The 24,495-nt window shown below is 64.2% G+C and carries 25 protein-coding genes; all 25 read right to left on the bottom strand.

Features of this window, described 5'->3' with window-relative positions:
• Positions 1–42: 42 nt before the first annotated feature.
• The 25 genes from NGM28_RS12510 to fliE all read right to left on the bottom strand — a co-directional run bounded on the left by NGM28_RS12510 (position 43) and on the right by fliE (position 24,428).
• The gene (locus tag NGM28_RS12510) at positions 43–2,268 is read right to left on the bottom strand and encodes a chemotaxis protein CheA (protein WP_252090381.1); all 2,226 of its coding nucleotides are present in this window, start codon (positions 2,266–2,268) and stop codon (positions 43–45) included.
• 12 nt (positions 2,269–2,280) lie between these two features.
• Entirely contained in the window at positions 2,281–3,069 is a 789-nt protein-coding gene (locus tag NGM28_RS12505; RefSeq protein WP_011534887.1) for a protein phosphatase CheZ, read from the bottom strand.
• 18 nt (positions 3,070–3,087) lie between these two features.
• Positions 3,088–3,462 carry a chemotaxis response regulator CheY gene (locus NGM28_RS12500; protein WP_011534888.1) on the bottom strand — a complete coding sequence of 125 codons (375 nt, stop codon included), beginning with the start codon at positions 3,460–3,462 and terminating at the stop codon, positions 3,088–3,090.
• Positions 3,463–3,568: 106 nt separating this feature from the next.
• Complete coding sequence (gene fliA / locus NGM28_RS12495) at positions 3,569–4,309, bottom strand: RNA polymerase sigma factor FliA (protein ID WP_011534889.1); 741 nt, start codon at positions 4,307–4,309, stop codon at positions 3,569–3,571.
• A complete protein-coding gene (fleN, locus tag NGM28_RS12490; RefSeq protein ID WP_011534890.1) occupies positions 4,306–5,139 on the bottom strand; it encodes a flagellar synthesis regulator FleN in 834 nt (277 codons plus the stop codon). The genes fliA and fleN overlap by 4 nt, the downstream gene beginning before the upstream one ends.
• Positions 5,140–5,253: 114 nt before the next feature.
• Positions 5,254–6,564: a flagellar biosynthesis GTPase FlhF gene (flhF, locus tag NGM28_RS12485; RefSeq protein ID WP_252090380.1), complete on the bottom strand. Its 1,311-nt coding sequence runs from the start codon at positions 6,562–6,564 to the stop codon at positions 5,254–5,256.
• Between the two features lie 11 nt (positions 6,565–6,575).
• Entirely contained in the window at positions 6,576–8,705 is a 2,130-nt protein-coding gene (gene flhA, locus NGM28_RS12480) for a flagellar biosynthesis protein FlhA (protein WP_240064261.1), read from the bottom strand.
• Positions 8,706–9,000: 295 nt separating this feature from the next.
• Positions 9,001–10,143, bottom strand: a complete 1,143-nt coding sequence (gene flhB, locus NGM28_RS12475; RefSeq protein ID WP_240064262.1) for a flagellar biosynthesis protein FlhB — start codon at positions 10,141–10,143, stop codon at positions 9,001–9,003.
• A gap of 2 nt (positions 10,144–10,145) precedes the next feature.
• The gene (gene fliR / locus NGM28_RS12470; RefSeq protein ID WP_011534894.1) at positions 10,146–10,922 is read right to left on the bottom strand and encodes a flagellar biosynthetic protein FliR; all 777 of its coding nucleotides are present in this window, start codon (positions 10,920–10,922) and stop codon (positions 10,146–10,148) included.
• A gap of 7 nt (positions 10,923–10,929) precedes the next feature.
• Positions 10,930–11,199, bottom strand: a complete 270-nt coding sequence (gene fliQ / locus NGM28_RS12465) for a flagellar biosynthesis protein FliQ (protein ID WP_011534895.1) — start codon at positions 11,197–11,199, stop codon at positions 10,930–10,932.
• Between the two features lie 21 nt (positions 11,200–11,220).
• Entirely contained in the window at positions 11,221–11,976 is a 756-nt protein-coding gene (fliP, locus tag NGM28_RS12460) for a flagellar type III secretion system pore protein FliP (RefSeq protein ID WP_240064263.1), read from the bottom strand.
• A complete protein-coding gene (gene fliO, locus NGM28_RS12455) occupies positions 11,976–12,425 on the bottom strand; it encodes a flagellar biosynthetic protein FliO (protein WP_240064264.1) in 450 nt (149 codons plus the stop codon). The genes fliP and fliO overlap by 1 nt, the downstream gene beginning before the upstream one ends.
• Complete coding sequence (fliN, locus tag NGM28_RS12450; protein ID WP_011534898.1) at positions 12,426–12,890, bottom strand: flagellar motor switch protein FliN; 465 nt, start codon at positions 12,888–12,890, stop codon at positions 12,426–12,428.
• A 47-nt stretch (positions 12,891–12,937) separates the two neighbouring features.
• Entirely contained in the window at positions 12,938–13,906 is a 969-nt protein-coding gene (fliM, locus tag NGM28_RS12445; RefSeq protein WP_011534899.1) for a flagellar motor switch protein FliM, read from the bottom strand.
• A gap of 10 nt (positions 13,907–13,916) precedes the next feature.
• Positions 13,917–14,414, bottom strand: coding sequence for a flagellar basal body-associated protein FliL (gene fliL / locus NGM28_RS12440; protein WP_213657713.1), 498 nt, complete (start codon positions 14,412–14,414; stop codon positions 13,917–13,919).
• 175 nt (positions 14,415–14,589) lie between these two features.
• Positions 14,590–15,948: a flagellar hook-length control protein FliK gene (locus NGM28_RS12435; RefSeq protein ID WP_252090379.1), complete on the bottom strand. Its 1,359-nt coding sequence runs from the start codon at positions 15,946–15,948 to the stop codon at positions 14,590–14,592.
• Between the two features lie 71 nt (positions 15,949–16,019).
• A complete protein-coding gene (locus tag NGM28_RS12430) occupies positions 16,020–16,367 on the bottom strand; it encodes an Hpt domain-containing protein (protein WP_240064266.1) in 348 nt (115 codons plus the stop codon).
• Positions 16,368–16,433: 66 nt separating this feature from the next.
• Positions 16,434–18,125, bottom strand: coding sequence for a fused response regulator/phosphatase (locus NGM28_RS12425; RefSeq protein WP_240064267.1), 1,692 nt, complete (start codon positions 18,123–18,125; stop codon positions 16,434–16,436).
• 8 nt (positions 18,126–18,133) lie between these two features.
• The gene (locus tag NGM28_RS12420; RefSeq protein WP_011534904.1) at positions 18,134–18,433 is read right to left on the bottom strand and encodes an STAS domain-containing protein; all 300 of its coding nucleotides are present in this window, start codon (positions 18,431–18,433) and stop codon (positions 18,134–18,136) included.
• Between the two features lie 153 nt (positions 18,434–18,586).
• Entirely contained in the window at positions 18,587–19,039 is a 453-nt protein-coding gene (gene fliJ, locus NGM28_RS12415; RefSeq protein WP_240064268.1) for a flagellar export protein FliJ, read from the bottom strand.
• Positions 19,040–19,045: 6 nt separating this feature from the next.
• On the bottom strand, positions 19,046–20,401 hold the full coding sequence (gene fliI / locus NGM28_RS12410) for a flagellar protein export ATPase FliI (protein WP_240064269.1): 1,356 nt from the start codon (positions 20,399–20,401) through the stop codon (positions 19,046–19,048).
• Positions 20,391–21,164 (bottom strand): flagellar assembly protein FliH, encoded by a 774-nt coding sequence (gene fliH, locus NGM28_RS12405; protein WP_240064270.1) that lies wholly within the window; start codon positions 21,162–21,164, stop codon positions 20,391–20,393. Before fliH ends, fliI begins: the two co-directional genes overlap by 11 nt.
• Positions 21,165–21,289: 125 nt before the next feature.
• On the bottom strand, positions 21,290–22,309 hold the full coding sequence (fliG, locus tag NGM28_RS12400) for a flagellar motor switch protein FliG (protein WP_011534908.1): 1,020 nt from the start codon (positions 22,307–22,309) through the stop codon (positions 21,290–21,292).
• A complete protein-coding gene (gene fliF, locus NGM28_RS12395; RefSeq protein WP_240064271.1) occupies positions 22,302–24,080 on the bottom strand; it encodes a flagellar basal-body MS-ring/collar protein FliF in 1,779 nt (592 codons plus the stop codon). Before fliF ends, fliG begins: the two co-directional genes overlap by 8 nt.
• A 15-nt stretch (positions 24,081–24,095) precedes the next feature.
• The gene (fliE, locus tag NGM28_RS12390) at positions 24,096–24,428 is read right to left on the bottom strand and encodes a flagellar hook-basal body complex protein FliE (protein ID WP_240064272.1); all 333 of its coding nucleotides are present in this window, start codon (positions 24,426–24,428) and stop codon (positions 24,096–24,098) included.
• Between the last annotated feature and the right edge of the window lie 67 nt (positions 24,429–24,495).

The following is a 24,495-nucleotide window of genomic DNA, read 5'->3' as shown; positions in this document are numbered from 1 at the left end:
CACTCCATTAGGTGGCGCACCCGCCAGGGCGCGCCACCGAAATCAAATACGCCGGGCGGCGTAACGCTTGAGCATGCTCGGAACGTCGAGGATCAGCGCGATACGACCGTCGCCGGTGATGGTCGCGCCGGACATGCCTGGCGTGCCCTGCAGCATCTTGCCCAACGGCTTGATCACCACTTCTTCCTGGCCGACCAGCTGGTCGACCACGAAACCGATGCGCTGGGTGCCGACCGACAGGATCACCACGTGACCTTCATGCTGCTCTTCGTGCTCGTGGTCCTGGACCAGCCAGCGCTTGAGGTAGAACAGCGGCAGCGCCTTGTCGCGCACGATCACCACTTCCTGGCCGTCGACCACATTGGTGCGTGACAGGTCGAGGTGGAAGATCTCGTTGACGTTGACCAGCGGGAAGGCGAACGCCTGGTTGGCCAGCATCACCATCAGCGTCGGCATGATCGCCAGGGTCAGCGGCACCTTGATGACGATCTTCGAGCCCTGGCCCTTGGCCGAGAAGATGTTGATCGAGCCGTTGAGCTGGGAAATCTTGGTCTTCACCACGTCCATGCCCACGCCGCGGCCGGACACGTCGGAAATCTCGGTCTTGGTCGAGAAGCCCGGGGCGAAGATCAGGTTGTAGCAGTCCGACTCGCTCAGGCGGTCGGCCGCGTCCTTGTCCATCAGGCCCTTTTCCACGGCCTTGGCGCGCAGGATGCTCGGGTCCATGCCCTTGCCGTCGTCGGAGATCGACAGCAGGATATGGTCGCCTTCCTGTTCGGCGGACAGCACCACCCGGCCCATGCGCGACTTGCCCGAGGCTTCGCGCTCGTCCGGCATCTCGACGCCATGGTCGACGGCGTTGCGCACCAAGTGCACCAACGGGTCGGCCAGCGCCTCGACCAGGTTCTTGTCCAGGTCGGTCTCTTCGCCGACCAGCTCCAGGTTGATCTCTTTCTTCAACTGGCGGGCCAGGTCGCGAACCAGGCGCGGGAAGCGCCCGAAGACCTTCTTGATCGGCTGCATGCGGGTCTTCATGACCGCGGTCTGCAGGTCGGCGGTGACCACGTCGAGGTTGGACACGGCCTTGGACATGGCTTCGTCGCCGCTGTTGAGCCCCAGGCGCACCAGGCGGTTACGCACCAGCACCAGTTCGCCGACCATGTTCATGATCTCGTCCAGGCGCGCGGTATCGACCCGCACCGTGGTTTCCGCTTCGCTGGCGCCGTGCTTTTCGGCGGCCGGTGCGGCGGCACGGGCTGGGGCGGCTGACGCGGCCGGGGCGGCTGGCTTGGCGGCAGCAGGGGCTGCAACCGGCGCGGGCTTGGCCACAGGCTTGGCCTCCACCTTGGCGGCGGCAGGCGCGGCTACGGCGGCGGCAGGCGTCTCGCTGGCGACGGCGTCGCCCGAGAATTTGCCTTTGCCGTGCAACTGGTCCAGCAATGCCTCGAATTCGTGCTCGCTGATCTCCTCGCCACCTGGCGCGGGCGATGCCGCGCTGGTCGCCGGCGCGGCGGCAGCCGGCAAGGCGTCCACGGCGAAGGTGCCCTTGCCGTGCAACTGATCGAGCAGCGACTCGAATTCGTCGTCGGTGATTTCGTCGCTGGCAGGCGCAGCGGCAGCCGCAGGCGCGCTCGGCGCGGCTTCCGCCGAGAACTGGCCCTTGCCATGCAGTTGATCGAGCAGCGATTCGAACTCGGCGTCGGTGATCTCGTCACCGCCGTTACCGACCTCTTCACCCTGCAGTTGCTCATGGACTTCGGCTTGCGCCTTGACCGCATCGAGCGAGTCGAGCAGTTGCTCGAACTCGGTGTCGGTGATGTCCGGCTCGGCTTCGGCCTGCGGGGCGGCCTCGATGACCGGCGCCGGAGCGGGTGCGCCACCTGGCTCGGCCAGGCGCGACAGTGCCGCCAGCAGTTCCGGCGTGGCCGGGGTGATGTCCGAACGCTCGCGAACCTGGCTGAACATGCTGTTGACCGTGTCGAGGGCCTCGAGCACCACGTCCATCAGTTCCGCGTCGACCCGGCGCTCACCTTTGCGCAGGATGTCGAACACGTTCTCGGCGATATGGCAGCACTCCACCAGCTCGTTGAGCTGAAGGAAGCCGGCGCCCCCTTTTACAGTGTGGAAACCGCGGAAAATCGCATTGAGCAGGTCCGCGTCATCGGGCCGGCTTTCCAGCTCGACCAGTTGCTCGGACAGTAGCTCGAGGATTTCGCCGGCTTCTACCAGGAAATCCTGAAGGATTTCTTCATCGGCGCCGAAGCTCATTAAACGTGCTCCTTAAAAACCCAGGCTGGATAGCAGATCGTCGACATCGTCCTGACCGGACACGACGTCTTCACGCTTATCGGCATGAATCTGCGGACCTTCACCCCGAGTCGGATGTTTTTCTTGATCTTTTTCAGCACGCAGCTGCTGGTGGTCATGTTCGATACCGGCAAAGCGGTCGACCTGGCTTGCCATCAGCACGAGCTTGAGCAGATTGCTTTCGACTTCGGTGACCAGCGTGGTCACCCGCTTGATCACCTGCCCGGTCAGGTCTTGGTAGTCCTGGGCCAGCAGAATGTCGTTGAGGTGGCCGGCGACCTTGCGATTGCCTTCGGCGCTGTGCGTCAGGAAACTGTCGACGCGCTTGACCAGTTCACGGAATTCCGGCGCCGCCACCTCGCGACGCATGAAGCGCTGCCAGTCGGCGGACAGGTCCTGGGCCTCGCTCGCGAGGTCGTTGAGCACGGGCGTGCTCTCCTCCACCAGGTCCATGGTGCGGTTGGCCGCGCCCTCGGTGAGGCGCACCACGTAGGAGAGGCGCTCGGTGGCATCGGTGATCTGCGAGACTTCCTCGGCCTGCGGCATGGCCGGGTCGATCTGGAAGCTGACGATTGCACTGTGCAGTTCACGGGTGAGCTTGCCGACTTCCTGATACAGGCCACGGTCGCGGGTCTGGTTCAGCTGGTGAATCAGCTGCACCGCCTCGCCAAACCGGCCGCGCTCGAGGCTCTCGACCAGTTCCTGGGCATGCTTCTTCAGGGTTGATTCGAACTCACCCAGAGAGTTGTTCTGTGACTCCATGGCGCCCCCTGACGTGACTCAGCCGTTGACGCGTTCGAAGATCTTCTCGATCTTTTCTTTGAGCACCTGGGCGGTGAATGGCTTGACCACATAGCCGTTGACCCCGGCCTGGGCCGCTTCGATGATCTGGTCGCGCTTGGCTTCGGCGGTCACCATCAGCACCGGCATGCCCTTGAGGCGGTCGTGTGCCCGCACCTTGCGCAGCAGGTCGATACCGGACATGCCTGGCATGTTCCAGTCGGTCACCAGGAAGTCGTAGTGGCCGTTCTCCAGCATCGGCAGCGCCGTGGTGCCATCGTCGGCTTCTTCGGTGTTGGTGAAGCCCAGGTCACGCAACAGGTTCTTGATGATCCGCCGCATCGTCGAAAAGTCGTCAACGATGAGGATTTTCATGTCTTTGTTCAATTAGACCTCCAAGCAGTCTTAAACGCGCTCGGCGCCGAGCGCGCAGTCAATCAATTCGGCACCACAAAAAAAAACGACTGCATCGAACCTGGGTTCAACGCGCCCGCCACTCACCCAACCGGCTGCGCAGACGTGCCGCGCACTGGCTGTGCAACTGGCTGACACGCGACTCGCTGACCCCCAGCACCTCGCCAATTTCCTTGAGGTTCAGCTCTTCGTCGTAGTACAGCGCCAGGACCAGGCGCTCGCGCTCCGGCAGGTTGGCGATCGCATCGGCCAGGGCGGACTGGAAGCGCTCGTCCTCCAGGTCCCGCGATGGCTCCAGCTGGCCGCTGGCTCCGTCCTCGTGCAGCCCTTCGTGTTCGCCGTCCTGCAGCAGGTCGTCGAAACTGAACAGGCGGCTGCCCAAGGTGTCGTTCAGAATCCCGTAGTAATCATCGAGACTCAATTGGAGTTCGGCAGCAACCTCGTGATCTTTAGCGTCGCGGCCGGTTCTTGCTTCAACCGAGCGAATCGCGTCACTGACCATGCGCGTGTTGCGGTGCACCGAGCGCGGTGCCCAGTCCCCCTTGCGCACCTCGTCGAGCATGGCGCCGCGGATGCGGATACCGGCATAGGTTTCGAAGCTCGCGCCCTTGCTGGCGTCGTATTTGTTGGCGACTTCCAGCAGGCCGATCATGCCAGCCTGGATCAGGTCCTCGACCTGCACGTTGGCCGGCAGGCGCGCCAGCAGGTGGTAGGCGATGCGCTTGACCAGTGGCGCGTAGCGTTCGACCAGCTCGTACTGGGCGTCTTTCGCCGCCTTGCTGTACATCTTGAAACCGCTCGCGTTCATAGCACTGGCCCCGCGCTGGTGGGCTGCACCAGACGCTCGACGAAAAACTCCAGGTGTCCGCGCGGGTTGGCAGGCAGCGGCCAGCTATCGACCTTCTGCGCGATGGCCTTGAAGGCCAGCGCGCACTTGGACCGTGGGAAGGCCTCGTAGACCGCCCGCTGCTTCTGCACCGCCTTGCGCACACATTCGTCGTAAGGCACGGCGCCGACGTATTGTAGGGCGACGTCGAGGAAGCGATCCGTGACCTTGGTCAACTTGGCAAACAGGTTGCGCCCTTCCTGCGGGCTCTGCGCCATGTTGGCCAGCACGCGGAAACGATTCATGCCGTAATCGCGGTTGAGCAGCTTGATCAGGGCGTAGGCGTCGGTGATCGAGGTGGGCTCGTCGCACACCACCAGCAGCACCTCTTGCGCGGCGCGGACAAAACTGACTACCGAGTCACCAATACCCGCAGCGGTGTCGATCACCAGCACGTCGAGGTTGTCGCCGATCTCGCTGAAGGCCTGGATCAGGCCGGCATGCTGGGCCGGCGCCAGGTGCACCATGCTCTGGGTGCCGGAAGCGGCCGGCACGATGCGCACGCCGCCTGGCCCCTGCAGCAGCACGTCGCGCAGCTCGCAACGCCCTTCGATGACGTCGGCCAGGGTGTGCTTGGGCGTCAGGCCCAGCAGCACATCGACATTGGCCAGGCCCAGGTCGGCGTCCAGCAGCATGACCCGGCGGCCTAGTTCGGCCAGCGCCAGGGACAGGTTCACTGAAACGTTAGTCTTGCCGACGCCACCTTTGCCACCGGTCACGGCGATCACCTGTACGGGATGCATGCTACCCATGTCTGTTCTTTACCTTGTCTCGCTTGGACCCAGGCCACAAGAGGGGCTGAACGCTCGAGGCCACGGACAGGCCGGGCAACCCCATGATGTAGGTACGTTGCACAGTATTCACCTTCAACCCGCACGCTTGCCGGGGTTGTGGTAGAGATCAGCGAACATGTCGGCCATGGCCTCTTCGCTGGGCTCGTCCTGCATCTGTACGCTTACCGCGCGGCTCACCAGCTGGTGTTTGCGCGGCAATTGCAGGTCGTCAGGAATGCGTGGCCCGTCGGTCAGGTAGGCCACCGGCAATTCATGACTGATGGCCAGGCTCAGCACTTCGCCGAGGCAAGCCGTTTCATCGAGTTTGGTCAGGATGCAACCGGCCAGGCCGCAGCGCTTGTAGCTGTGGTAGGCGGCGGTGAGCACCTGCTTCTGGCTGGTGGTGGCCAGCACCAGGTAGTTCTTGGCGGCGATGCCGCGCCCGGCCAGTGTCTCCAGCTGCATGCGCAGCGCCGGGTCGCTGGCCTGCAGGCCAGCGGTGTCGATCAGCACCACACGCTTGCGCAGCAGGGGTTCGAGGGCCTGGGCCAACGACTCGCCCGGGTCGACGTAGGTGACCGGCACGTTGAGGATGCGCCCAAGGGTCTTGAGCTGTTCCTGGGCGCCGATGCGGTAACTGTCCATGCTGACCAGCGCCAGGTTGTTCGCGCCGTACTTGAGCACATAGCGGGCGGCCAGCTTGGCCAGCGTGGTGGTCTTGCCCATGCCGGCCGGGCCGACCATGGCGATCACCCCGCCCTCTTCGATCGGTTCGATCTCGGGCACGTCGATCATCCGCGCCAGGTGCGCCAGGACCATGCGCCAGGCTTGGCGCGGCTCTTCGATTTCAGCCGTGAGCTCGAGCAGTTCGCGCGCCAGGCCACCGGAAAGGCCCAGACGCTGCAGGCGACGCCAGAGATTGGCCTGTTGCGGCTTGCTGCCTTGCAACTGGCTCCAGGCGAGGGAGCCGAGTTGCACCTCAAGCAGCTCGCGCAGGCCGCTCAGCTCGAAGCGCATGGCGTCGAACAGGCGCGGGTCTACCGCCGGCTGCGCGGGCGCGGCGACTGGCGCCGGCTCATCGACATGAGGCTCGACCAGCGGCTCGGAGGCCGTCAGCGACTGGCCGGCGAACAGCTGGCGATTACCCTCGCCCAGCTCGCTGCGGTCATTGATCTGCGCCTGGGCGGTGACGATGCGCGACTGCGTCTTGCGCAACTCGTCCTCGAGCTCGGCGTTGGGTACGCGTGGGGCCAGGGCGGACAGCTTGTAGTCCAGCGCGGCCGTCAACTCGACACCGCCAGCGATGCGCCGGTTGCCGATGATGGCGGCGTCGGAGCCGAGCTCATCCCGGACCAGCTTCATGGCCTGACGCATATCGGCGGCGAAAAAACGCTTAACTTGCATAACCCACTACCTCAGCCATTTGGGCCCACGGTGGCAACGATGGTGACTTGCTTGTTGTCAGGTATTTCCTGATACGCCAAAACATGCAAATTCGGTACAGCCAGGCGGCCGAAGCGCGACAGCATGGCCCGGATCGGGCCGGCCACCAGGAGGATGGCCGGCTGGCCCTGCATTTCCTGACGCTGGGCGGCCTCGATCAACGAACGCTGAAGCTTTTCGGCCATGCTTGGTTCAAGAAGAACACCATCTTCCTGACCCTGCCCGGCCCTTTGCAGACTATTGAGCAAGATCTGTTCCAACCTTGGCTCAAGGGTGATCACAGGCAGCTCGGACTCAACGCCGACAATGCTTTGCACGATGGCGCGACACAATCCGACCCGCACCACCGCCACCAGCGCGGCGGTATCTTGACTCTTCACGGCGTTGTTGGCGATGGCTTCGGCAATGCTGCGAATGTCACGCACCGGCACTTGCTCGGCAAGCAACGCCTGCAGGACCTTGAGCAGGCCCGACAAGGAAATGACACCCGGCACCACCTCTTCAGCCAGTTTCGGCGAGACCTTGGCCAGCACCTGCAGCAGTTGCTGGACCTCCTCGTGGCCGATCAGCTCATGGCAGTGCTTCTGCAGGATCTGGTTCAAGTGCGTGGCGACCACCGTACTGGCGTCCACCACCGTATAGCCCAGCGACTGCGCCTGCGCACGCTGGGCGATATCGATCCATACCGCTTCCAGGCCGAACGCCGGATCGCGGGCGGCGATACCGTTGAGGGAACCGAACACCTGCCCGGGGTTGATCGCCAGCTCGCGGTCGGGGTAGATCTCCGCCTCGGCGAGGATCACCCCCATCAGCGTCAGCCGATAGGCGCTGGGTTGCAAGTCGAGGTTGTCGCGGATATGCACGGTGGGCATGAGGAAGCCCAGGTCTTGCGAAAGCTTCTTGCGCACCCCTTTGATCCGCGCCAGCAATTGACCACCCTGGTTACGGTCGACCAGCGGAATCAGGCGATAGCCCACTTCCAGGCCGATCATGTCGATGGGGGTGACGTCATCCCAGCCCAGCTCCTTGGTTTCCAGCGCGCGCTGCGGCGATGGCAGCAGGTCTTGCTGGCGCTGCAATTCCTGCGCGGCCTCGACCTTGGCTTTCTGTTGCTTCTTCCACACCAGGTAGGCACCACCGGCAGCCAGCAGGCCAAGGCTGAGGAAGGCGATGTGCGGCATTCCCGGCACCAGGCCCATGACGATCATCAGGCCGGCAGACACCGCCAGGGCCTTGGGCGAATCGAACATCTGCCGGTTGATCAGCTTGCCCATGTCCTCGGAGCCCGAGGCACGGGTGACCATGATCGCGGCGGCGGTGGACAGCAGCAGTGATGGCAATTGCGCCACCAAACCGTCACCGATGGTCAGCAGGGCGTAGACCTTGCCGGCATCGGCAAAGGACATGTTGTGCTGCAGCATGCCGATGAGCATGCCGCCGATGAGGTTGATGAACAGGATCAGCAGGCCGGCGATGGCGTCGCCACGGACGAACTTGCTGGCACCGTCCATCGAGCCGTAGAACTCGGCTTCCTGGGCGACTTCGGCACGGCGGGACTTGGCCTGCGCCTGGTCGATCAGGCCGGCGTTGAGGTCGGCGTCGATGGCCATCTGCTTGCCGGGCATGGCGTCGAGGGTGAAGCGCGCGCTCACTTCGGAGATACGCCCGGCACCCTTGGTCACGACCACGAAGTTGATGATCATGAGGATGGCGAACACCACCGCACCCACGACATAGTTGCCGCCGATCACCACTTCGCCGAAGGCCTGGATCACCTTGCCCGCGGCGCCATGGCCTTCCTGGCCGTGGAGCATGACCACACGGGTGGAGGCGACGTTCAGCGCCAGGCGCAGCAGCGTGGCGACCAGCAGGATGGTGGGAAAGGCGGCAAAGTCCAGCGGGCGCAGGGCGTAGACGCAGACCAGCAGGACCACGATCGACAGGGCGATGTTGAAGGTGAAGAAGACGTCGAGCAGGAACGGCGGGATCGGCAACATCATCATTGCCAGCATCACCAGCAGCAGCAGCGGCACGCCGAGGTTGCCCCGGCCGAGACCGGCCAGGTTGTTGCGGGCGTTGCTGATTAACTGAGTGCGATCCACCGCGAGTCCTCTTCAAGCAAAAACTTTGACGCCTGCGTGGCGCCTGGCGCTGCCTTTGCAAGAAGCCTTCCAACTTTCTTGGGGGTGGGGAATTTTAGGAGCACGGGGCTTTGGATCGCGTGTTGGCGGACAGGTGCCAGGCGATGTTTTTGCAGGGATATTGAGACCGAGCGCCGCCTGTGCGGCGTATCGCGGATAAATCCGCTCCTACAGTGTACGCCGTGATTTATCGGTCGCCTGTAGGAGCGGATTCATCCGCGATGCACCGCGCAAGCGGCGCCCGAACCGACCAACCTCAACTATCGCGCCGCAAATCCTCGGGAATCGGCAGATCTTTCTTCAACGGCTCCGGCGCCTTGCCCTTGCCCGCCCGGTACTGGCGAATCTGGAACACATAGGCCAACACCTGCGCCACCGCCAGGTACAACCCCGCCGGAATCTCCTCTTCCAGCTCGGTGGAATAGTAGATCGCCCGCGCCAGCGCCGGCGACTCAAGGATCTGCACCTTGTGCTCGACCCCGATCTCCCGCATCTTCAGCGCCAGGAAGTCGGTACCCTTGGCCAGCAGCAACGGCGCCGCCCCGCCCTTCTCCGGGTCGTACTGCAACGCCACCGCATAGTGCGTCGGGTTGGTGATGATCACGTCAGCCTCCGGCACCGCCGCCATCATGCGCCGCTGCGAAGCCTCCCGCTGCAGCTGGCGAATACGCTGCTTCACCTCAGGCTTGCCTTCGGAGTCCTTGTACTCGTCACGCACTTCCTGCTTGGTCATCTTCAGTTTCTTGTGCGCCTGCCAGAGCTGGAACGGCACGTCCGCCGCTGCAATCAACAGCAAACCGGCCGCCATCCACAAGGCACTCCAGCCCACCACCTGCACGGCATGGATGACCGCCTGCTCCAGAGGTTCGTTGGCAATCGACAGCAGCGCCTGGCGGTCGCTGGCCAGGACCACCAGCGCCACCACCAGGATGACCAGGAACTTGGCCATGGCCTTGAGCAGCTCGGTCAGCGCATGCAGGGAAAACATGCGCTTGATCCCCGCCAACGGGTTCATCCGGCTGAACTTGGGCTGCAACAGGCTACCCGAGAACAGGAAACCACCCAGGGCGATGGGCGCGACAAAGGAGATCACGAACAGCAGGATCATCACCGGCTGCACCGACCAGATCGCCATCTTCCCAGACGCCAACAGGAACGCGCCCATGCTGCGCTCATCCACGATCACCTCACGGGTGAGGGTGAAATTCGCACGCATCAGCGTCATCAACGTTTCAGCCATCTGCCCACCGAACGCCAACAGCCCGCCAGCACCCGCCAGCGTCACCGCCACCGTGTTCAGCTCCTTGGACCGGGCGATCTCACCCTTCTCGCGCGCGTCGCGCTTGCGCTTGTCGGTGGGCTCTTCCGTCTTGTCCTGACCGCTTTCGCTCTCCGCCATGCTCAGCGCGCCCGTGCCAGTTCACGCAGCCACTGCAGCGCTTCGCTGGCCAGTGCCTGGTAGTGGGAAAGAATATCGGCCAGGCCGACCCAGAAGATGCCGAGCCCCAGCACCAGGGTCAGCGGGAAACCGATGGAAAAGATGTTCAACTGCGGCGCCGCCCGCGTCATCACGCCGAACGCGACGTTGACCACCAGCAGTGCGGCGATCGCCGGCAGGATCAGCAACAGCCCCGCGCCCAGCACCCAGCTCAGGCGCCCGGCCATCTCCCAGAAATGATTGACCACCAGCGCATTGCCCACCGGCAGGGTGGTGAAGCTTTCAGTGAGGATCTCGAATGCCACCAGGTGGCCGTTCATCACCAGGAACAGCACGCTCACCAGCATGGTCATGAACTGGCTGACCACCGCGACGTTGACGCCGTTGGCCGGGTCGACCATCGACGCAAAGGCCATGCCCATCTGCACCGCGACGATCTGCCCCGCCACCACGAAGGCCTGGAACAGCAGCTGCAGGGAGAAGCCGAACAACGCACCGACGATGATCTGCTCCCCGCACAGCAGCACACCGCGCAGGCTCAGCGGGTCGATCTCGGGAAGCGGCGGCAGGCCCGGCACGATCACCACGGTGATGGCCACGGCGGCGTACAGGCGCACCCGCGCCGGCAGCATCTTGGTGCCGAAGATCGGCATGGTCATCAACAGCGCCGTCACCCTGAACAACGGCAGGATGAAGGTGGCGACCCAGGTACCGATCTGCGTGTCGGTCAGCTCGAGCATCGCAGCGTCAACCGATCAGCTGTGGAATGCTGGTGTACAGGCCGATGAAGTACTCCATGAACTTCTGCACCAGCCACGGCCCGGCGACGATCAGCGTGATCAGCATCACCAGCAGGCGCGGCAGGAAGCTCAGGGTCTGCTCGTTGATCTGGGTGGCGGCCTGGAACATGGCCACCACCAGGCCCACCAACAGGCTCGGCACCACCAGCACCGCGACCATCAGGGTGGTCAGCCACAAGGCGTTGCGGAACAGGTCGACTGCAACTTCAGGTGTCATGCAAAACCCTCCTGGATGGCGTCAGACGCCACCGAAACTGCCGGCAAGGGTGCCCATGATCAGTGCCCAGCCATCGACCAGCACGAACAGCATGATCTTGAACGGCAACGAGATGATCAGCGGCGACAGCATCATCATGCCCATCGCCATCAGCACACTGGCAACCACCATGTCGATGATCAGGAACGGGATGAAGATCATGAAGCCAATCTGGAACGCAGTCTTGAGCTCCGAGGTGACGAACGCCGGCACCAGGATGGTCAGCGGCACCTGGTCGGGCCCGGCGATGTCGGTGCGCTTGGACAGGCGCATGAACAGGTCGAGGTCGCTCTGCCGGGTCTGTGCCAGCATGAAGTCCTTGAGCGGCCCCTGGGCCTTGTCGATAGCCTGCTGGGCCGTCATCTGCTCGGCCAGGTAAGGCTGGATGGCATCCTTGTTCACCCGCTCGAAGACCGGCGCCATGATGAACATGGTCAGGAACAGCGCCATGCCCGTGAGCACCTGGTTCGACGGCGTCTGCTGCAGGCCCAGGGCCTGGCGCAGGATGGAGAAGACGATGATGATCCGGGTGAAGCTGGTCATCAGGATGACGAACGCCGGAATAAAGCTCAGCGCCGTCATGATCATCAGGATCTGCAGGCTGACCGAGTACTCCTGCTGCCCGTCCGCACCACTGGACAAGGTGATGGCCGGGATCGACAGCGGGTCGGCGGCCAGGGCCAGCGGCGCGGCCAGCAGCAGCGCCAGGGTCAACAGCATGCGCAGGGCGCCCTTCATCACTTCTTGTCCTTATGATCCTTGCCCATCAGCTCGAGCAGCCGCTGGGCGAATTCCGGCGCGGCCTGGCGCGCACCGGCGGGCACCTCGACAGGTTCGGCAAGCACGTGCAAGGCTTCGATGCTGCCCGGGGTGTGGCCGATCAGGATCTGCTCCTTGCCGACCTGCACCAGCAACAGCCGGTCACGCGGGCCGATGGCACGGCTGCCGACGATCTCGATCACCGGCGCGCCGCGCTGCGCGGTACCCTGCATGCGCCGCAGCAACCAGGCCAGGAAGAAGATCAGGCCAACCACCAGCAACAGGCCGAAGACCATTTGCGCCAACTGCCCGCTCACGCTGCCCGAGCTCGCCGCCGACACCACCGGGGTGGCGGGCTCGGCGGCGATCACCGCCTCGCTGGCCAGCAGTGCTGCGAAGGCCGTGGCGGCCCGCACCATGCCCTTCACTCAGCGCAGCTTCTTGATACGTTCGCTGGGGCTGATCACGTCGGTCAGGCGAATGCCGAACTTCTCGTTGACCACCACCACCTCGCCGTGGGCGATCAGGGTGCCGTTGACCAGCACGTCCAGCGGCTCGCCGGCCAGGCGGTCGAGTTCGATCACCGAGCCCTGGTTGAGCTGCAGCAGGTTGCGGATGTTGATCTCGGTACTGCCCACTTCCATGGAAATGCTCACCGGAATATCCAGGATCACATCCAGGTTGGGGCCTTCGAGACTGACGTTCTCGTTGAGCTTGGGCGAGCTTGCGAACTCTTCCATCGGCAGGCGATCACCACCGGCGTGACCGGCGTCACCACCCAGCAGGGCATCGATATCGGCCTGCCCGGCATCGCCGGTTTCTTCGAGGGCCGCAGCCCACTCATCGGCCAGGGCCTGTTCCTCAGGGGAGCTGATCTCGTTTTCGTTAGCCATGATTTCCTCGACAACCTTTCAATACGTTTAGAGCGATCGACGCGCCATCAGCGGCGTTCGATCGGGTCGATGATCTGCAGCGCCAGGGTGCCCTTGTGCGAACCCAGTCGCGCCTTGAACGCCGGCACACCGTTGGCCCGCAGGACCAGGTGCTCGGGCAGCTCCACCGGGATCACGTCACCCGGCTGCATGTGCAGGATGTCGCGCAGCTTGAGCTGGCGACGGGCAACGGTGGCCGACATCGGCACCGCGACGTCCAGCACGTCCTCGCGCAGGGCCTTGACCCAGCGCTCGTCCTGGTCGTCCAGGTCGGACTGGAAGCCGGCATCGAGCATCTCGCGCACCGGCTCGATCATCGAGTACGGCATGGTCACGTGCAGGTCGCCGCCACCGCCATCAAGCTCGATGTGGAAGGTGGAGACCACCACCGCTTCGCTGGGGCCGACGATGTTGGCCATGGCCGGGTTGACCTCGGAGTTGATGTACTCGAAGTTGACCGGCATGATCGCCTGCCACGCCTCCTTGAGGTCGACGAAGCACTGGTCCAGCACCATGCGTACCACGCGCAGCTCGGTCGGGGTGAACTCACGCCCTTCGATCTTGGCGTGGCGGCCGTCGCCACCGAAGAAATTGTCCACCAGCTTGAACACCAGCTTGGCGTCGAGGATGAACAGCGCGGTACCGCGCAGCGGCTTGATCTTGACCAGGTTGAGGCTGGTGGGCACGTACAGCGAGTGCACGTACTCGCCGAACTTCATCACCTGCACGCCGCCCACGGCCACATCCGCGGAGCGGCGCAGCAGGTTGAACATGCTGATGCGGGTGTAGCGGGCAAAGCGCTCGTTGATCATTTCCAGGGTCGGCATGCGACCCCGCACGATACGGTCCTGACTGGTCAGGTCGTAGCTCTTGATGCTGCCGGGCTCGCCAGCACTTTCGGTTTGTACCAGACCATCGTCCACCCCATGCAGCAGGGCGTCGATCTCATCCTGGGACAGCAGGTCCTGCACGGCCATCTATGTGCTCCTACTGCAATACGAAATTGGTGAACAGCAGCTGGTCGACGACCGGCCTGCCGACTTCTTTCTGCGCCACTTCCTGAACCACCGCGGTGGCTTTCTGACGCAGCATCTCCTGCCCGACCGGGCTGCTGGCGAGGGTGTCGAAGCCCTGCCCGGAGAACATCATGACCAGGTTGTTGCGGATGACCGGCATGTGCACCTTCAGCGCTTCCAGGTCCGCCTGGCTACGCCCCTGCATGGTGATGCTCACCTGCATGTAGCGCTGGCGCCCGTTTTGGTTGAAGTTGACCACGAAGGCCGGTGCCAGGGGTTCATAGATCGCCGCCGCCTTGGCGTTGGCCTGGGCCGGATCCACGGCGGGCGCCGACTCGCTCTTGTGCATGAAGAACCAGGTCGCGCCCACCGACAGGCCGACCGCCAGCAGCAAGGCCAGTACCAGCAGCAGGATCAGCTTGAGTTTGCCTTTAGTGGCGGGGTCTTTCACTGCGTCGCTCTTCGCCATGCCAATAATCCGTCGTCCAACAAGGTTTCTAAGTAGGATGACGTGGCTTGAGCAAGTGTTATGCCAGATTTGTCTGTAGGAGCGGCTTTAGCCGCGATCACCCGCACAGCGGGTGTCAGGCACCGCGGTGAATGCATCGCGGCTGAAGCCGCTCCTACAGAGGCCCCTGGCGGAATCAGGCGTAGTAGTCGACCACACTGTCGCCGATGACGACCTGCTGCTCCACCGGACGGGCGGCGTCGGCCAACTCACCTGGCTCACCCTCACCGCGCTCGGCGCGACGGGCCGCGACACCAGAGAGGTTCGAGCCCCCCTGCTGCGCCTGCTGCTGTTGCTGCTGACCACGGGACTGGTCGGCGACACTGACATCAGGCTGGGCCAACCCCTGCTGGGTGAACAATTCGCGCAAACGGTGGGCCTGGCTGTCCAGGGCGTCGCGCACGCCCGCGTGACCACTGATGAAGTGGATCTGCGTGGGCTGGTCCGCCGCCACATTGACGCGGATGTCCAGACGCCCGAGCTCGGCAGGCTCAAGCTGGATATCGGCCGACTTGAGATTCTGGCTGGACAGGTACATGACCCGGTTCACCAACCCTTCGGTCCAGGCGCCCTGGTTCATCTGCAAAGGTTGCTGCAACGGGCTCGGCGTGACAGGCACGGCGTTGGCCGTCTTCGGCGTGGCCGCCTGGGTGAGGCTGGCCAGGCGATTGGCGAAGTCATCCACCCGCGTGTCGCTGCTGGCGCTCTTGAGATCCTTGAGGCCGTCATCGAGCAACCCGGCAAAGCCTTTTTCACCGTGCTCGGATCGGCCCGACTCGGCCTCGGCCTTCTCGGTCAGGTTCGCCAAGGTATTGACGGGCGCCTGATTGGTTTCCGCCGGCTGCTGCCCCTGGTCGGCGCGCGCGCTGCCGGCATGCGCCGAGGTGGTACCGCGCGCCTGGGCATTCTGCTCGAGCGCCAGGCGCAAGGTTGGCATATCGGCCAATGGGTCGACCTCCGGGTCGAACGCCGCCTGCGCAGGCTGCTCCTCGACCACAGGGCTTGGGGCTGCCGGAGCAGCAGGCGGCAATGGCGGCTGGACCGCAGCCTGCAGCACTGGCGCAACCGCCTCGGCTTGGGCCTGCAGCAACTGGGCGCCAGGCTGGGCGTCGGTCACCTGCCCGGCAACCAGGCTGGCATCCAGGAGCGCGGAAGCACCACTGTCGGCAGCCTCGTCACCGCCATCGGCAACGGGCGGCTTGTCCGTGGCGGGCAACTTCTTGCCGCCATCGGCAACCGCAGGCGCGGCATTGCCATCCTTGTTGCCGCTGGAAGCGTCGACCTTGTCCTTGGGTTTGGCTTGCCCCGAAGTGCTCGGGGAAACCTTGTCATCGCGCGCCGGGGCCGCGTCACGCCCCTGCCGGGCCATGACCTGATCGAAGCCCGCGCCTTGGTCACCCGCCGCCTGCAGCGGTTTGTCGGCCACGCTGGCGGCCGGACGCGCTGCCTTGCCCAGAAGGCCGGCTTGCAACAATGGATTGGATGCGACAGGCATTGAAAAGTCTCCGCGCCAGAAACATGAAAATTACGTCCAGGCAAAGACACGCAAAACTCGCGCCAGGTTTCCTAACCTGCGGAAATCTGTTGTCGTTCGTTGCGATAGAAGCGCTGCACCTCCAGATACTCCTGGTCGATGCGATTGATCAAGTCTTCGATACCGTACAGCGGCACCTGGCGCACGCGATCCTCCAGTTGCTGGCAGAGGCCGGCCAGACCCACCGCCCCCATGTTGCTGCTGCTGCCCTTGAAACTGTGCGCCGCCAAACCGAGCTCAGCGGCATCCTTGGCCTCATGCAGCTGGCTGAGGCGTCGCTCGGAGTCCTCGAGGAAAGTTTCCAGCAATTGCGGATAGCCGTCCTCCATGACCTCCCGAAGGTCACTGAGCACCTTGTGATCGATATGCACGTCCACCACTTGCTCACTCCTTGATCAAGCCTGTTTACACCCCAGCCCGAAGCTCGCGCCGGGCCGACCCTCGACTCACCACTCGAACTCCACCCGCGCCAGGCGCCCACCCTCGAGCCACTGAGCACGGCAACCCAGGCGGCGAACCAAGCCCAACCCACGCCCGCTGAACCCCTGCTCGACCGGCGCCAGCGCAAGCATCCGCCCGACATCGAACCCCGCACCGCTGTCGCGAACCTCGATCCTCAGATGCCCACCCTCACCGCGCGGCTCCACCAACAGGGCGATTTCGACAAACCCCTCGATGTCGTCCGCCAGGCGCTGGCCACGTTGACGATAGTACTCGGAGAAGCCCTGCGCGTCGCGCTTGAGGCTTGAGTCCAGCCCCAGCACACCGTGCTCCAGGGCATTGGAATACAACTCGCTCAACACGCTGTGCAGCATCCCGCTGACAGGCCGCAAGCCATGTATTTCCTGCAATAGCTGCACCAGGTAAGGCACTGGATTGAAACGCCTTAGGCTCTCGCCACGCAACGTGAAGTTCAACGCCCACTCCAGCGGGCTAGAGCGCCCGCTGTCGGAGTAGACCACGGCCTGCGGCACGGCATCCACCGGCGCCAGCATGCGGATGTCGCACAGGCTGATGTCATCCCGGGTCTGGCCACCGAAGCGCTCCAGCGCCTGCATGACCTCATCGAACAGCAGGGCGGGCTGGCGGTTTTCAGCCAGCACCTGGCGCAGGCGCCCCACCCCGAACAGGCATTCCCGCACGTCGCCGCTGTCGATCACGCCGTCAGACAGCAGGAACAGGCGTTCCCCCACGGCCAGCGGCATGACCTCGGTCGTGTCGTCGAACTGATCAGGTGCCAGGATCCCCAGGGGCAGATGACGCGAAGGCAATACCGCCAGCACCTCACCCTGCGCCGAAAGCTGGTAGCCATCCGGCATCCCGCCATTCCAGAGCTCCACCGTCCCACGCTGGAAGCTCAGGTTGAGCAGCAGCGCGCAACAGAACATGTCCACCGGCAAGATGCGCTTGAGCTTGGCGTTCATCTCGCGCAGCGTCTCGACCAGGCCGTAACCCTTGGCCGTCATGCCATAGAAGACTTCCGCCAGGGGCATGGCGCCGACCGCCGCCGGCAGGCCGTGCCCGGTGAAGTCCCCCAGTAGCACGTGCATATCGCCGGACGGCGTGAAGGCGGCCAGCAGCAGGTCACCGTTAAACAACGCATAAGGCGACTGCAGGTAGCGGATGTTCGACGCATTGAGGCAGCCGGAATGCGCGACTTTGTCGAACACGGCCTTGGCCACCCGCTGCTCGTTGAGCAGATGATGGTGATGGCGGGAGATCTGGTCGCGCTGCTCCAGCACCACGGCCTGCAACCGGCGCAAACGGTCCATGGCGCGAATCTTGGCGCCCAGGATCACTGCGCTGTAGGGCTTGGCCATGAAGTCGTCGCCCCCGGCCTCCAGGCAGCGCACCAGCCCCTCTTCTTCGTTGAGCGACGTGAGGAAGATGATCGGCACCAACGACTCGCCCGCCAGCGCCTTGATCTGTCGCGCCGCCTCGAAGCCGTCCATCACCGGCATCAACGCATCCAGCAACACCAATTGCGGCCGCTGTGCGGCAAACACCGCCACCGCCTGCTCGCCGTTCTCCGCCGTGATGACCTCATGCCCCTGGCGCCGCACGATCTGCGCCAGCAGCATGCGGTCCGCGGCGCCATCCTCGGCGATCAGCACGGTCAACGCCTGTTCGGCAGGCATGACAGCAATCAACTGATGTCGAACAGCTTTTCGAAATTGGAGATGGCCAGGATCTTGCGAACGTCAGGGCTGGCGTGGACCACGCGGATATCCGGCTCATCCCCCCCGACATGGTCACGCAGCAACAGCAGCATGCCCAACGCGGAGCTGTCCAGATAGGTGGCTTCTTTCAGATCAACGATCACCGAGTCCGGCTGGCGACGCTCGTAGGCGTCCCTGAATTCCTGATGCTTGCCGAAATCGAAACGACCCTTGACCTTGATCGTCAGCTGTTTCCCGTCCTGTGAAAAATCAGTCTCGACTGCCATGCCAGCGATTCCTTCGGTGATGGCGAATACAACATCTGAAGGTTTAGCAGCCAGCCCGGCACCCCGCAAGCCAAGCGATTTTTTCTCAAACTCACCTGTAGGAGCCAGCTTGCTGGCGAATCCGGACACCGCGGTTCGCCAGCAAGCTGACTCCTACAGGTGGGATTGGCGGGGCAGGCGCTGGGAAAGCTCGTCGAGCAGGCGCTGTTCGCGCTTGTCTTCGGCCCGCCGGGCCTCGTCCAGGTAGCGCTGCACCAGCTTGCGCAGCCCTTCCACCCGGGCATAGGCCTGCTGCCAGGTGTTGCGCGCGTTATTGAGGTTGTTCTGGTGCCAGGTCAGGCTCTGGCGCTGCTGGGTCATCGCGGTTTCCAGTTGCGCAAGGAAACGCTGGTAGTTCAGCAGCCAGCTACCATCGACCCCCTGCCCGCCGCGGTTGATCCACTGCATCTGATAGGCTTCGCGGAAACTCTCAAGCTCCGCCAGCTTGACCTGGGCATCACTGACCAGCCGCTGGAAATGCCCCACTCGCTGGGCAGCCTTGCGCTCGGCCTCTTCGGCCATCTCCACCACCGGCACCAGGCGTGCCGCGCGACTTGGCTGGGCCATGACCTATCAGCCCGCCGGCGGCGCGAAGACCGCGCCCAATTCTTCGCGGCTCTGGGCCATGCCGACGTTCTCGTCCAGGCCCTGGCGCAGGAAGTCCACCAGTTTAGGCTGCAGGGCGATGGCCAGGTCGGTCTCCACGTCACCACCGGCCACATAGGCGCCGACACTGATCAGGTCGCGGCTCTGCGACAGGCGCGACCACAGCTGCTTGAACTTCTGCGCCTGGCGCAGGTGGTCGGGGTCGACCACCTGGGGCATGACCCGGCTGATGGACGCTTCGATATCGATGGCCGGGTAGTGCCCTTCCTCGGCCAGGCGCCGCGACAGCACGAAGTGGCCGTCGAGCACACCCCGCGCCGAGTCGGCGATCGGGTCCTGCTGGTCATCGCCTTCGGACAGCACGGTATAGAACGCCGTGATCGAGCCGCCACCCGGCTCGCCATTACCCGCCCGCTCCACCAGCTTGGGCAGCTTGGCGAACACCGAAGGCGGATAGCCACGAGTGGCAGGCGGCTCGCCGATGGCCAGGGCGATCTCGCGCTGGGCCTGGGCGAAACGGGTCAGGGAGTCCATCAGCAACAGGACGTTCTTGCCCTTGTCGCGGAAATACTCGGCAATGCGCGTGCAGTACATGGCCGCGCGCAGCCGCATCAACGGAGCGTCGTCCGCCGGTGACGCAACCACGACCGAACGCTTGAGCCCTTCCTCGCCGAGGATGTGCTCGATGAATTCCTTCACTTCGCGACCACGCTCACCAATCAGCCCGACGACGATGATCTCGGCCTCGGTGAAACGGGTCATCATGCCCAGCAGCACCGACTTGCCGACACCGGTACCGGCGAACAGACCCAGGCGCTGGCCGCGCCCGACCGTCAGCAAGCCATTGATGCTGCGAATGCCGACATCCAGCGGCTGGCTGATGGGGTCGCGGTTGAGCGGGTTGATGACCGGGCCATCCATCGGCACCCAGTCCTCGGCCTTCATCCCACCCTTGCCATCCAGGGCCCGGCCGGCGCCGTCGAGCACCCGCCCGAGCATGCTCATGCCCATGGGCAGGCGGCCACTGTCATCCAGCGGCACCACCCGGGCACCCGGGGCCAGGCCGGCGATGCTGCCGACCGGCATGAGGAACACCTTGTCACCGGAGAAGCCCATCACTTCGGCCTCGACCTGCACCGGGTGATAGCTGTCATCGTTGATCACCAGGCAGCGGCTGCCCACGGCGGCGCGCAGGCCCTCGGCCTCCAGGGTCAACCCGACCATGCGCAGCAGGCGGCCTTCGACCACCGGCTGGTCCGGCAAGCGTATGGCGTCGGCGTAACCTTCGAGGCGCTTGCCGAAGCTGGTGCGATCAAGGCGCATCAGCGGCTCCCGGCTGGCCCTCGAGTTCGATGGCGATATCCGGCGCGGCAGGATGCAGCGAATGGTCGTGGGACTGGTCGAACAGCTGCGCCACGGCCTTCTCGATTCGCGTCTCCATGGTCGCGTCGATACGGCTGTGGGCGGTCTCGATGCGGCAGCCCCCCGGCAACAACGCCTCATCCTCGAGCAGCTTCCAGTTTTCCTCGTGGCGCTCGCGCAGGGCCTTGGCCAGTTCGAAATCCTGGGGGTTGAGATGAATGCGGATGTTGTCGGCCCCCATCGGCAGCAGCTTCAAGGCTTCGCGCAGGACATGGGTGATATGGCTGGAGTCGGTGCGCAGCTCGCGGCCGATGACCTGGCGCGCCATGTGCGCCACCAGTTGCACCATGCCTTTCTCGATTTGGGTATCTTGCTCGGCGATCGGTTCGAGCAGGTGGCCCATGAGCTGTTCCAGGCTCGCCAGCTTCGCCGCCAGGGCCACTTCGGCCTCCTGGCGCACCTTCAGCTGGGTGCTATGGAAACCTTCGCGCTCACCGGTGGCGAAGCCTTCGTTGTAGGCCTCCTGGCGGATGGCTTCGAGTTCTTCGAGGGTCAGTGGCTGGACTTCGTCCAACGGCACTTCCTCGATCTCCTCTTCGACGACCTCGGGCTCAGGCTCGGGCACCGGCTCAGGCTCAGGGTCGAAGCTGGGCAGCGCCCAGACGTCGACACCCTCGAGGTCGCGGGCGCGGATCAGGTCGCTGGGGTGTTCGGTGGTAGACATGCTCAAAACCTCTTTAGCGGCAGGCTTCAAGCTTCAAGCTACAAGCTTCAAGAAAAGGCAGCACTCGCTCGGCCCGCCGCCTCTTGTCGCTTACAGCTTGTAGCTTGCAGCTTGCAGCTTGCCGCTTAAATCATTTCCTCGGCACCCTTGCCACCAAGCACGATCTCGCCGGCCTCGGCCATGCGTCGGGCGATGGTGAGGATTTCCTTCTGCGCCGTTTCCACGTCGCTGACCCGCACCGGCCCTTTCGCCTCCAGGTCGTCGCGCAGCAGTTCCGAGGCGCGCTTGGACATGTTCTTGAAGACCTTGTCCTTGACCTTCTCGTCGGCACCCTTGAGCGACACCACCAGCACGTCGGAGGACACTTCGCGCAGCAGCGCCTGGATACCACGGTCGTCGACGTCGGCCAGGTTGTTGAAGACGAACATCAAGTCTTCGATCTGCTCCGACAGGTCGCTGTCGATCTCGCGGATCGCGTCCATCAGCGCGCCTTCCACCGAACTGTCGAGGAAGTTCATGATGTCGGCGGCGCGCTTGATGCCACCCAGGGTGGTGCGCGCGGCATTGGAGTTGCCGGAGAACTGCTTCTCGAGAATCTGGTTGAGTTCCTTGAGCGCCGCCGGCTGCACGGTATTGAGCGACGAGACGCGCAGGACGATGTCCAGGCGCACCTTGTGGTCGAAATTGCTCAGCACTTCACCGGCCTGGTCGGGGTCGAGGTAGGCGACCACGATGGCCTGGATCTGCGGGTGCTCATAGCGGATGACATCGGCCACGGCACGCGGCTCCATCCACTTGAGGCTGTCCAGGCCGCTGGTATTGCCACCCAGCAGGATGCGGTCGATCAGGCCGTTGGCCTTGTCCTCGCCGAGCGCCTGGTTGAGCATCTTGCGAATGTAGCCATCGGAGCCGACGCCCAGGCTGGTCTGGTCGCCGACGATCTCGACGAACTCGCTCATCACCTGCTCGACCTGCTCGCGATGGACGTTGCCCATCTGCGCCATGGCCACACCGACCCGCTGCACTTCCTTGGGCCCCATGTGGCGCAGTACCTGCGCGGCATCGGTCTCGCCGAGCGAGAGCAGGAGAATGGCCGCCTTGTCGACGCGGCTCAGCTTGGCGGTAATGGCTCGATTGTCACTCATCGGCGTTGATCCACTCTTTCACGACCTGGGCCACGCGGCCCGGGTCTTCGGCCACCAGGCCCTTGATTGCGTTGAGCTGTGCCTCGTAACCCTCGCTCGGGCTTGGCAACAGAATGCTTGTCGGGCCACCCAGGCTGACACGGTCGTTGGCCAGTTCGCCATCCAGACCGATCATGCCGCCCAGCTCCATGTCGCTGTCCGTGGCAGCTTGCTTGCCGCCACCTGTGATATTGGTGAGCACCGGACGCAGCACGCCGAACACCAGCACCAGGATGAACAACACGCCCAGCACTTGCTTGACGATGTCCCAGAACCATGGCTGCGAGTAGAACGGAATGTCGACCAGCTCGTCGCCACGGTCGGCGGCGAACGGCACGTTGATCACGGTCACGCTGTCGCCACGGCTGGCATCGAAGCCCACGGCGTCCTGCACCAGGCGGGTGAAGCGCGCCAGGTCCTCGGCACCCCACGGGGTGCGGGTGGCTTCGCCGCTGGCGGCGTCGAGCTTGACCTGGTCATCCACCACCACGGCCACCGACAGACGGGTCAGGCGACCCTGCTGCTGGCGGGTGTGGCTGATGGAGCGGTCCAGTTCGAAGTTCTTGGTGCTCTGCTGGCGCTTGTCGCTCGGGTACGGCGCGAGCATCGGCTGGCCGGTGGCCGGGTCCATGATCTGCTGGCCGTTGGAGTCAACCAGCGGCTGGCCTGGCTGGATGGCACCTGCAGGTGTCGCGGCCGTACGGGCGTTCTCAGGCGCGGAGGCGCCGGCCGGCGGCTGGTTGCTCAGGGCACCCGGCACACCTTGCGGGCCCTGGCTGCTGGAGCGCTGCTCGTTGACCGACTGCTCGCTGCGCAGTGCCGGCTGGTCGGGGTTGAACTGTTCGGAGGTGGACTCGACGGCGCTGAAGTCGACGTCGGCCGACACTTCGGCCTTGTAGCGGTCGTTGCCCAGCACCGGCTGCAGGATGTTGTGTACGCGCTGGGTGAGCAGGCCTTCCATGCGGCGGCTGTAGTCGAACTGTTTGCCGGCCATGGTCAGGGCGGTGTCCTGCAACTGGTCGGAGAGCAGGTTGCCCTTCTGGTCGACCACGGTCACCTGCGACTTGTCCAGTTCCGGAACGCTGGTGGCCACAAGATTGACGATGGCCATGACCTGGCCAGACTCGAGGGCGCGGCCCGGATACAGCTCGACCAGCACCGAGGCGCTTGGCTTGCGCTCGTCACGAACGAATACCGAGCTTTTCGGGATCGCCAGGTGCACGCGTGCGGCCTTGACATTGTTCAGGCTGGAAACGGTACGGGCCAGCTCACCTTCGAGGCTGCGGCGGTAGCGCGTGGTTTCCATGAACTGGCTGGTGCCCAGCCCCTGCTCTTTATCCAGCAGCTCGAAACCGACGTTGCCATCGCTCGGCGCCACGCCGGCGGCAGCCAGTTTCAGGCGCGCACGGGAGAGGTCGTCGGCCTTGACCAGCAGGGCGCCGGAGTTGGGCTCCACGTGATAGGGGATGTCGGCGGAGGCAAGCGTGTCCATCACTTGCTTGGTGTCCATGCCCGCAAGGCTGCCGTACAGCGGCCGGTAGTCCGGCTGCTGCGACCAGAGCACCACGGCAAAGCCGATGGCCACGCTGGCGGCCAGGCCGACCAGCAGGCCGACCTGACGCAGCATGGGCATCTGCGAGATGTTTTCCAGGAACGCCATGCCGAACAGCGGCGGCTTGGCCGCTGGCGGGCCACTTTTGGCGGGGGCGTTATCGACGACTGCTTCGGCCATGACTCACTCTCGCCCTTATACCGGCATCTGCATGATGTCCTGGTACGCCTGTACCAGCTTGTTGCGTACCTGGGTCAATGCCTGGAACGACACGGAGGCTTTCTGCGAAGCGATCATGACGTCAGTCAGGTCGACACCGCTCTTGCCAATTTCAAAGGCGTTGGCCAGCTGGTTCGAGGCCTGCTGGGTTTCATGCACCTTGCCAATCGCCTGGCCGAGCATGTCGGCGAAGCTGCTCTGCCCCGGCGCCAGTTCGGGCGCGGCAGCGGTCTTGGGCGTGGACATGGCTTCGGCCTTCATGGCGCGCATGTCCATCATCAGACGATTGAATTCAACACCTTGGGTCATGGACTTCTCTCTCCGGCGGCCGCATTTTTTTGACACTCATGCAGCGAATAGGCTGGGACTAGCAAGA

This window comes from Pseudomonas sp. MWU13-3659 (genome assembly GCF_023757525.1).
GTDB classification, from domain to species: Bacteria; Pseudomonadota; Gammaproteobacteria; order Pseudomonadales; family Pseudomonadaceae; genus Aquipseudomonas; species Aquipseudomonas entomophila_E.
This window is presented reverse-complemented; position numbering and strand designations above follow the sequence as displayed.

Coding starts and splice junctions, on each gene's coding strand:
- fliJ (WP_240064268.1), bottom strand. CDS start 19,039: ATGGCCCAGCCAAGTCGCGCGGCACGCCTGGTGCCGGTGGTGGAGATG.
- NGM28_RS12510 (WP_252090381.1), bottom strand. CDS start 2,268: ATGAGCTTCGGCGCCGATGAAGAAATCCTTCAGGATTTCCTGGTAGAA.
- fleN (WP_011534890.1), bottom strand. CDS start 5,139: ATGGGTAGCATGCATCCCGTACAGGTGATCGCCGTGACCGGTGGCAAA.
- fliN (WP_011534898.1), bottom strand. CDS start 12,890: ATGGCTAACGAAAACGAGATCAGCTCCCCTGAGGAACAGGCCCTGGCC.
- fliG (WP_011534908.1), bottom strand. CDS start 22,309: ATGAGTGACAATCGAGCCATTACCGCCAAGCTGAGCCGCGTCGACAAG.
- fliR (WP_011534894.1), bottom strand. CDS start 10,922: ATGCTCGAGCTGACCGACACGCAGATCGGTACCTGGGTCGCCACCTTC.
- NGM28_RS12425 (WP_240064267.1), bottom strand. CDS start 18,125: ATGCCTGCCGAACAGGCGTTGACCGTGCTGATCGCCGAGGATGGCGCC.
- fliM (WP_011534899.1), bottom strand. CDS start 13,906: ATGGCCGTGCAGGACCTGCTGTCCCAGGATGAGATCGACGCCCTGCTG.
- NGM28_RS12420 (WP_011534904.1), bottom strand. CDS start 18,433: ATGGCAGTCGAGACTGATTTTTCACAGGACGGGAAACAGCTGACGATC.
- fliL (WP_213657713.1), bottom strand. CDS start 14,414: ATGGCGAAGAGCGACGCAGTGAAAGACCCCGCCACTAAAGGCAAACTC.
- NGM28_RS12435 (WP_252090379.1), bottom strand. CDS start 15,948: ATGCCTGTCGCATCCAATCCATTGTTGCAAGCCGGCCTTCTGGGCAAG.
- flhF (WP_252090380.1), bottom strand. CDS start 6,564: ATGCAAGTTAAGCGTTTTTTCGCCGCCGATATGCGTCAGGCCATGAAG.
- fliQ (WP_011534895.1), bottom strand. CDS start 11,199: ATGACACCTGAAGTTGCAGTCGACCTGTTCCGCAACGCCTTGTGGCTG.
- fliA (WP_011534889.1), bottom strand. CDS start 4,309: ATGAACGCGAGCGGTTTCAAGATGTACAGCAAGGCGGCGAAAGACGCC.
- fliF (WP_240064271.1), bottom strand. CDS start 24,080: ATGGCCGAAGCAGTCGTCGATAACGCCCCCGCCAAAAGTGGCCCGCCA.
- fliI (WP_240064269.1), bottom strand. CDS start 20,401: ATGCGCCTTGATCGCACCAGCTTCGGCAAGCGCCTCGAAGGTTACGCC.
- NGM28_RS12500 (WP_011534888.1), bottom strand. CDS start 3,462: ATGAAAATCCTCATCGTTGACGACTTTTCGACGATGCGGCGGATCATC.
- fliH (WP_240064270.1), bottom strand. CDS start 21,164: ATGTCTACCACCGAACACCCCAGCGACCTGATCCGCGCCCGCGACCTC.
- NGM28_RS12505 (WP_011534887.1), bottom strand. CDS start 3,069: ATGGAGTCACAGAACAACTCTCTGGGTGAGTTCGAATCAACCCTGAAG.
- fliE (WP_240064272.1), bottom strand. CDS start 24,428: ATGACCCAAGGTGTTGAATTCAATCGTCTGATGATGGACATGCGCGCC.
- fliP (WP_240064263.1), bottom strand. CDS start 11,976: ATGAAGGGCGCCCTGCGCATGCTGTTGACCCTGGCGCTGCTGCTGGCC.
- flhB (WP_240064262.1), bottom strand. CDS start 10,143: ATGGCGGAGAGCGAAAGCGGTCAGGACAAGACGGAAGAGCCCACCGAC.